General features: G+C 60.8%; 7 protein-coding genes. 2 read left to right on the top strand and 5 right to left on the bottom strand.

Annotated features, from left to right (window positions below; translation table 11 throughout):
• Positions 1-39: 39 nt before the first annotated feature.
• Positions 40-2790, bottom strand: coding sequence for an RHS repeat domain-containing protein (locus tag DBR24_RS01325; protein WP_128613648.1), 2751 nt, complete (start codon positions 2788-2790; stop codon positions 40-42).
• 177 nt (positions 2791-2967) lie between these two features.
• Between DBR24_RS01325 and DBR24_RS01330 the strand changes: the two genes are divergently transcribed.
• The gene (locus DBR24_RS01330; RefSeq protein ID WP_123464821.1) at positions 2968-3432 is read left to right on the top strand and encodes a multidrug transporter; all 465 of its coding nucleotides are present in this window, start codon (positions 2968-2970) and stop codon (positions 3430-3432) included.
• A gap of 34 nt (positions 3433-3466) precedes the next feature.
• Positions 3467-4291, top strand: a complete 825-nt coding sequence (locus DBR24_RS01335) for an SDR family oxidoreductase (RefSeq protein WP_128613649.1) — start codon at positions 3467-3469, stop codon at positions 4289-4291.
• Between the two features lie 47 nt (positions 4292-4338).
• Here the strand turns inward: DBR24_RS01335 and DBR24_RS01340 are convergent, their stop codons facing one another.
• The 4 genes from DBR24_RS01340 to DBR24_RS01355 form a co-directional block, all read right to left on the bottom strand.
• Positions 4339-5067 (bottom strand): hypothetical protein, encoded by a 729-nt coding sequence (locus DBR24_RS01340; protein WP_123464817.1) that lies wholly within the window; start codon positions 5065-5067, stop codon positions 4339-4341.
• A 248-nt stretch (positions 5068-5315) separates the two neighbouring features.
• Positions 5316-6173, bottom strand: coding sequence for an HlyD family secretion protein (locus tag DBR24_RS01345; RefSeq protein ID WP_123464815.1), 858 nt, complete (start codon positions 6171-6173; stop codon positions 5316-5318).
• Between the two features lie 25 nt (positions 6174-6198).
• A complete protein-coding gene (locus DBR24_RS01350; protein ID WP_015096751.1) occupies positions 6199-6399 on the bottom strand; it encodes a DUF1656 domain-containing protein in 201 nt (66 codons plus the stop codon).
• Entirely contained in the window at positions 6389-8581 is a 2193-nt protein-coding gene (locus DBR24_RS01355) for an FUSC family protein (RefSeq protein WP_128613650.1), read from the bottom strand. Before DBR24_RS01355 ends, DBR24_RS01350 begins: the two co-directional genes overlap by 11 nt.
• Positions 8582-8673 lie beyond the last annotated feature (92 nt).

Consider the following 8673-nt stretch of genomic DNA (forward strand, 5'->3'; position numbering starts at 1 on the left):
CCCCTATCCGCAACGGGTCGGGCGAGGGCTTTTGTTCACCTAGCCGTAGGTCGACCCTCGACGAGGGCGCCTGGCTTCTCCGTCTCTGCTGTCCAGGTAATCGACCGCCTGCACAACGTCCGGTGCAGACGACACAAAGGCTGCATTAAACGCTTGCTGGACGAACGAACTCAGCCCTGCCGATTGATCCGGGGACGGTGCTCGCTGCGGTGCAGCAAATGTTTGCTGGAGCGTCTGAAAAGACGCTCGCGGCACATCCACGGTGGCAGACATCAGCACATTGGCAGGCGCACTCATCTGCTTGTACTGAACGCGCGTCTGCGCCTCTGAGGCCACCATGATGTTACTCATCGCGACAGAGGCCGCGCCGACAATTTGCAGCGCAGGATTTGCCGTGTGCATCAGCATTTTTCCGCTGAATTTAATGGTGGTGGCCACAGCCCCCCGCCTGGCGGCAAGTACTTGTGGGTCTTCGACAGGACTGTTGAAAATGTCCGACATCGGGCCCATGACCTGACTTGCAGTTTTTTCACCGAACACCGAACTGATGCCGGCCGAAAGCACCTCGCCGCCGTGATACATCACGGGCCCCGACGGCGGTGAAGTCTGGGTTTTCACGGCGGCCCTTACGTGAGCCTGATGGGTGTTGAGCAGCGAATCGCTGGAGGCTCCAAGCCTGGCCAGTTCCACGGGAATTTCCCGTCGGTAATCCTGCACCCTGGGGTCTGGATTGTCGGCAAAATAATTGCGCACCGGTTGCATGCCGGCAGCCTGCACCGGGTTTACCAGTTTTTGCTTGCCCATATCGTGATAGGTCCGATCGTGAGGTTTCTTCTCTAACGTGTTCGGATTGCGCCCGTCACTGTCGCCGTAGACCAGCGGGTTGTTGCGCATCGCTCGATAACGGTTATGCCCATCAATAGCGCCCGCCGGATCCGGATTCAACCAGCGCTGCAACCAGGACAGGTAATAACGGTATCCGTAGTAATAAAGGCCGGTGGCATCGCGTTCCTTGGCGCAATAACGAACCGTTCGATAACTGACCTGCACCTCTTCACTCCACGCTGTCGCGCCGAACGGATAAAAATGCTCGCGGCTGACCACCGCTGCACTGGCGTCCAGTTCCAGCCCCATCGACCCCAAGTGATCGCTGAAACTGTAGCGGCAGTGGTTGTTGACACCCGAAGGTGGCGCCGTGTCCCAGTGCAGGATCCGTACGTGATTAAGACCGGTCTGAACCGTGATGACCTGCAACACCTCACCGGTGCCACTGTCCGTGCGCAACTCCAGTGCTGGCAGATAACGCACCTGCGCAACGACACGGCGGGCATTGGTCTGCAGCCAACGTAGCTTGCGCCCCCGCTGTGCGTTGCCGTCATACAGGTAGACCTCGCGATCGTCCGCAGCGCTTTCGCGTTGCACTATCGCCACCGAATCCAGCTGATTGCGTCCATTCCAGTGCACCAGACGCCCTTGATCCAGCATGCGTAAATTGCCCCGGGCGTCGAACGCCGCCGCGATCTGCGCCTCGTCGGGCGGCACGCCATTGCGCCACGGCAGGCAGCGGTTGCTGTAACGCGCCGCTTGCAGTTGATGGCCATGATTTTGTGCGCCCACGTGGGTCAATTCGAGCAGGTTGCCGCCGGCGTCATACCGGTAGTTTTGGGTGTAATTGGCGATTGCCGCCGGCCCGGCGCTGGCAGCGCCTGCTTCCCACCCGGTGGCCGCACAGATCTGGTAGAGGCTGTCATAGTAAAAGCGACTGACCGGGTCGATGCGCTGATTGGCGAAGTAGCGCACAGGCAGCGCCTTGTCCTCGATGCTCAGCACGTTGCCCGTCAGGTCATAGGCGTAGACCCAATGTTGCACGACTTCACCCGTGACTCTGCTGGCCTTTCGTTGCAGCAGACGACCGTCCTCGGGCCGATAGCTCAGGGTGGTCAGCACCCCGTTGCCCGCGATTTCCTGCACAACCTGGCCGTCAGCGTTGTAGCGGATATCACTGACCAGCGTTGTCAAACCCGCGCGCGCCTGCAACTGCACGTGAATGGCCCGCAGGCGCCCAGCGATGGTCAACTCGAAACCCTGCCGATTGCCACACGCATCAACCTGTTCGAGGACATGGCCAAGCGCCCCGAAACGCCAGCCAGTCGTCGCGCCTTCCCCGGGTTCCAGCAGTTGCTCGCGTTGATTGATCGGCTCCGGCCAATCCGGGTTAACCGGCTCCAGCGTGAAATGTCGGGTGTTCTGCAGACATTGGCCACCCAACGCATAAGCGTCGAATAGCAGGCTACCCAGCGGATCGTCGTGGCGAATCAACTGACCGCACTGGTTATGCAGCTCACCGACACCAGGCTCGCCGTAGATAAAACGCTCGGCGCAGCGTCGCGGTGCTCCCGCATCGGCTTCGAAAACGGCAACCGGGCGTAACAATAAGTCATGTTCAACTTCGCGCAGGGTGCCCCGACTGTCCCAACTCAACAGCACTTCATCGCCCAGCCCCTGCAAGACGACCTGCGTACCGGCATCGACGCTGTCCGAATGCAATACCTGACCGCTCAATGTGTAAACCATCGTCAGGTTGGCAGGCGCCAGCGGATCGCTCATCTGCAGCAACCACAACCGCGGATCCCATTGCTCGACTGCATGCCCGGCCGCATTAAAGCCAGTGCGGTTGATGCGGGTTTGCGCAGACGTGCCCTCCACCTCACGCCAATAATCGACCGCACGCACAGACAGCCCTCGCGGGTCGTTGGCCGAAAGTCGCGGTGTTTTGCTGTGCATGCTCATAAGTCCGCTCCGCACGACGACGGCGTCCTGTCTGCGGTCATCTGAACAGCCGAACACATGGGAGGCTACTGTCAGAAATTACAGTGCCGACCAACGGTAGGAAGGTTTGCTCGACGAATGTCCATTCCCGCCCCCCTTAGGTAGGATGGTGTTCACGAATTCAAGGAGTATTCCGACATGTTCATCGGCGTCCTGCTGATCATCACCTGGCTGGTCCTGTTGCTGCGGTACCCGGCCAAGGCTGTGCCGGTGTCCGTGGCCGCTGCTGTCGGTCTGGGCCTGGTGGCGGTGTGGGTGGTGTGGCTGGACAACCGCGAGATCAAGCAACTGGCGCGGCTGGAGATGCGCATCACCTACGCGCCTGAACAATGCCCGGCGGATCGTCCACTGCAACTGAAAATGAACAACGGCAACGACGTCCCGCTGACCGAATTGCGCTGGCGCATCGCTGCCTACGCACCGGGCGACACGGTCAATCTGGCCGACAACCAATACACCGCCCCGCGCTATCGCGGCCCTGGCGAATTGCAGGCGGGCGGCAGTTGGGAAGATTGCCTGCCGATGCCACCGCTGCGCCCCGGATATCGCCCGCAAACCCTGGAGTTTCGCGCCGAGCGATTGCAGGGTAGTTTCTCCGACTGATCCCCTCCTCCACTGTTAGCACAAGGAATGCGCCATGCCCGTTGCGTTGATTACCGGTTGTTCCAGCGGCATCGGCCGCGCACTCGCCGACGCCTTCAAAGCCGCCGGTTTCGAAGTCTGGGCCAGTGCGCGCCGGGCCGAAGACGTAGCGACTCTGGCCTCGGCCGGCTTCACCGCCGTGCAACTCGACGTCAATGACGCGGTGGCACTGGAGCAATTGAGTGAGCGCATCAACCAGCAACACGGCGGCCTCGACGTGCTGATCAACAATGCCGGTTACGGCGCGATGGGGCCGTTGCTCGACGGCGGCGTGCCGGCCATGCAGCGCCAGTTCGAAACCAACGTGTTCTCGATTGTCGGTGTCACCCGCGCACTGTTTCCCGTGTTGCGCCGGGCCAAAGGCCTGGTGGTGAATATTGGCAGCGTGTCGGGGGTGCTGGTTACGCCGTTTGCCGGTGCGTACTGCGCTTCAAAAGCGGCGGTGCATGCGTTGAGCGATGCCTTGCGCATGGAACTCGCGCCGTTCGGTATTCGCGTGATGGAAGTGCAGCCAGGGGCGATCCAGTCGAGCTTTGCCAAGAATGCCGGGCATGAGGCGGAGCAGTTGATCAACGAGCAATCGCCGTGGTTTCCCGTGCGCGAAGGTATTCGCGCACGGGCCAAGGCTTCACAGGACAAGCCGACGCCGGCCCGTGAGTTTGCTGCCGAGTTGTTGAAGGCTGTGCAGCAGAGCAAACCGCCTCGGTTGGCGCGAATCGGCAATGGCAGCCGGGCGTTGCCGTTACTGGCGACGCTGCTGCCAAAGGGCTTGCTGGAATCAACGCTGATGAAGCGCTTCGGCCTGCACGGCAAGCTCTGATCCCGGGGATAGCCCGTTCACCGCTGCATGGCAATGAAGCGTCCGGGTCAGCGTGGCGCGGCCATGAGGTTGGGCAGGGATTCGAACTCAGGCGCTTGTCCCGCCGCTGCCGGGTAGAGCAGCTGGATCGAAATCGGCAGTTCCTTGCCCGGCTCCAGCAGATACTGGTCACCCGGTGGCGTCACCAATTCGATGATGCCCTCGGTTGCATCATGCACAACATCGAGCCAGGGTTGGGTGTAGATTTTCGTGCCCGCCGGTAACCCTGCACTGGAAAATTTCCACTGACTGAATGGCTGGCTGTTGGACGTGACCTTAACGTCGTAACTGTAAATCCAGCCGCCCGAGGCATCCTGCCACTTTGCGGCGAATGCCTGTCGCGTTGAAATAGCCTGCTCTGCACCCGTCTGAACGAACACCGGCCAATAGCCATCCTCATACTCTGGCTGGTAATAAACCATGCCGATTACTTCGGTAACTTTCGACAGTTCGACATCGCGATCCGTTGTAAAGGTAAGTGTTCGCCTTGGGTTCCAGCCGGTAACTTGCGGCTCAGTAATAGTCAGGTTGCTGTAACCGGATGAGTGGCTCAAGGTTGCGCCCGACTGGGGCATTGACGCATGCAAAAAAGTGGCGCCATGGTAAGTCCTGAACTGCAGGCGCGAGCCCACGGGTGGGGGTGTACCATCGGTTTCAAGGGTAAAGCCGAGCGTCACCGGTTCGCCGGCAACAATACGGCTGACAGAATTATCCATCCTGATTTCAATCACTTCCATTATCTGAAACTTCCATTTTAATAATAATAAACAACACTACATCCGCAAGACATTGAACAATGCCAGACCGAGTGAAAAGTTGACTAATTAACGCCATCGACAGATGACAGGAAGAACACTAACACATCAAAAACGCAGTAAACACAAATTCAACAGATGCTTACAATCGACCAACTCAAACAACTATCGTTAGTTACTTAAAACAATAAGCATTACTCGCGAAGACTCCCTTCCTCGCGAGTAACTTCTTATTCCAACGGACTGACCACCACTGTGCACGTAATCCCTGCCGCCAACAAAACGCCCTCCGGCACTTGATCAATGTGAATCCGCACCGGCACTCGTTGCGCCAGACGCACCCAGTTGAACGTCGGGTTCACATCGGCGATCAATTCACGGCTCTCCGGGTTGTCGCGGTCGTAGATGCCGCGCGAGATGCTTTCCACATGGCCCTTCAAGACTTCGCCGCTCATCAGTTGCATGTCGGCCTTGTCACCCACACGCACATGCGGCAGTTTGGTCTCTTCGAAGAAGCCGTAAACCCAGAACGAATTCATGTCGACCACGGCCATCTTCGCCTCGCCGATACGCGCATAGTCACCGCGATGCACATTGAGGTTGGTCACGTAGCCGTCCACCGCCGCACGCACTTCAGTGCGTTTGAGATTGAGTTCGGCCGCCTCGAGCTGCGCCTGCGCGTGTTGATAGTCAGCCAGTGCCGAATCGGCGATGTTGCTGGCGTCGTCGCGGTTTTCCTTGGAGATCACCAGATTGTCGAGGTCGGCGCGGCGATGGGCGTTGACCTTGCGCATTTCCCAGGTGGCCTTGCGCGAGGCGACCAGCGACTGCGCCTGCTTCACCGCGATGCGGTAGTGCTCGGGATCAATCTGCATCAGCAAATCGCCCTTCTTCACCAACTGGTTGTCGCGCACCGGCACGTCGATCACTTCACCGGTGACGTCGGCAGCGACATTGATGATGTCCGCGCGCACCCGACCATCGCGGGTCCACGGGGTGTTCATGTAGTGCTCCCACAACGAGCGACCGATCCACAGCGCCAGGGCCAGCACCAGCAGGGTCGCGAGCAGGCTGAAAAACTTTTTCATCAGGGCCTTCTTCAGAGATAGAGAGTCAACGGTAAACAGTCAGCGCCATCGCGCCGAACAAACAGGTAAACAGGCTCAGGCGGAGCAGCGCCGGGTGCCAGAAGAAGCGGTACAGGTCGAACCCCGAGAGGAACCGGTCCAGCGCCCAGGCCAGCGCCGCAGCGATGAAAAACATCAGGGTCATGGTCGGCATATACACGCCGTGGAAGGCGATTTCACGAGGCATGGGCAAGTCCTTCGGGCTTGGCGACGGCGTAGGCCGCGAGTGGGGATTGCGGGTCGAGCAACGAGGTGCGGATAAAGTGCAGGTAGCTCTTCACCCGACGCAGGGCCGAGGTGTCGAAGTGCGGCGCGAACGGCTCGTCGGTGGCGGCAACCCGGCTGATCGCGTGATCGACCGCCACCAGTGCGCGCTCCAGATTGCTCTGGTTCGGTTGCAGGAACAGTCGCACCAGCGCCCGGCCCATCACGCGGATCGCCTGGCGCCACGGCTGCGATTCGGTATAGGCCGGGTGCACCGGCAGAATCGCCTGCTCCTTGCGTAACTCGATGATCGCGTGGCCGACTTCGAGCACCACGAACATCCAGCGCAGCAGGTTCTTTTGCACGGTCGGCTGCCCGGCGGCGAGCCCATACGCCTGATGCAGCAAATCGCGGGTGCGGCTCTCGAAACTCGACGCCAGGCCCTTGAGCTTGCCGCTGATCGCGTACACCACCTGACCGCGCAGATCCTGCTCCAGCCGCCGCCATAACCAGCGACTGTTCGGCGGCAGAATAATTGCGCCCGCTGCCGCGCAGACCAGCATGCCCATGACCATCGCGATGTAGTCGTTGATAAAGGTGTAGGGGTTGTAGACGGTCAGGTTGTCCGGCACCGAACCGGTGCTGAAGAAAATCAGCAGACCGAGGCCGACCCCGGCGTACTGCGGCCGCGAAGTGAGGAACGAACCGAGCACGATCACCGGTGCGAGCATCACGCACAGCAGCGCAAAACCGTCGATCCACGGGAAGATGAAAAACATCTCGACGAAGCCGATCAACGCACCAAGGAAGGTGCCGCACGCCATCTGGAACGCCATGCGTTTCGGGTTGGGTGTGGCGGCAGACAAACCTACGGTGGCGGCGGCAATCAACGTCATGGTCGCGCCGCTCGGCCACGCGGTGGCAACCCAGTAACTGCCCAGCACGATCAGGATGAACGAGGCGCGAATCCCCGAAGCCGCAGCGGCCCACCAGTTGGTTTGCGGGGTGAACGGCTCGTCCCAACGCTCGCGTTCGTGGTGGTGATCGGCCAGCGACGCGTGGGTCTGGGCGTAACTGTGCAGGTCGTCGACAAAGCGATAGAGCAGTTCGTACGCGGTGTGGAAATCCAGTTGCTCGGCGTCGCTCGGTTCGCGCTCCTGAAAGATGGCGCGCAAGGTTCGCACCCGCGTCGGCAGGCCTTCCTTGTAGGTCGCCAGCGCCATCGCCAGGCGTGCGGCGTCGGGGCTGGTCAGGGCGCGGCCGCTGAAACCGTCGAGCACTTCGGCCAGGTCCTGCAGGCCCGGTCTGATCGCAGCCACCACGTGCTCTTCGCCGTTGCCACGCAGGCGTTCGAGCAACTGATGCAAGGCGTTGAAGCGTGTGGTGATGCCCATGAACTCGCTGTTCAAGCGACTGAGGCGACCGTTGCGCCGACGCATGTGCGGGTCTTCGAACACCGTCACGCTGCGCAACCCTTCCAGGCCCACCGCTTCGGCGATGAAGCGCACGTTGCTGGCTTCGAAGGCGTCGGCCTTGCTGCGCCCGCGCAAGCCATCGGTGACGAACAGGGCAAACACGCCGAAGCGCTGATACAAGGCGTTGCGCATCGCCGCACTGGCGGTTTGCGGCAGGATTGCGGCGCTGATCACGGTCGAGCAGAGAATCCCCAGCGAGATCTCCAGCACGCGCCACACGGCGGCCATGAACGCGCCGTCTGGGTGCGCCAGCGCCGGCAACCCGACCATCGCGGCGGTGTAGCCGGCGAGGACAAAACCGTAGGCGCGGAAGTTACGGCAGCGCGCGGCGCCGGCCGAGCAGATCCCGACCCAGATCGCCAGCGCCCCCAGGAACAGTTCGGTGTTCTGCGCGAACAGCGCGATCAGCGTGACCATCATGGCCGACCCGGCCAGGGTGCCGAGGAAGCGATAGAAACTCTTGGCAAACACCTGCCCGCTCTGCGGCTGCATGACGATGAACACCGTAATCATCGCGGTGCGCGGCTGCGGCAGTTCCAGACGCATCGCCAGCCACAGCGTGAGGAACGCGGCGAGCAATACCTTGAAGATGTAGACCCAGGTCACGCCATCGCTGCGTGCCCAGTCGAAGAAACCACGGCGCCATTCCAGGGCGTAGAGCCAGCGTAAAGGTGCGGGCAAGGGAGTCATGAATTCTGCTCAGAAAAGTCGGGTCGGACCGGAATCCTGTGGGAGCGAGCTTGCTCGCGAATGCGGTGAGTCAGGCAACCAATGTGCTGGCT

This window comes from Pseudomonas sp. HMWF006 (genome assembly GCF_003061205.1).
In the GTDB taxonomy this organism is placed as follows: Bacteria; Pseudomonadota; Gammaproteobacteria; order Pseudomonadales; family Pseudomonadaceae; genus Aquipseudomonas; species Aquipseudomonas monsensis.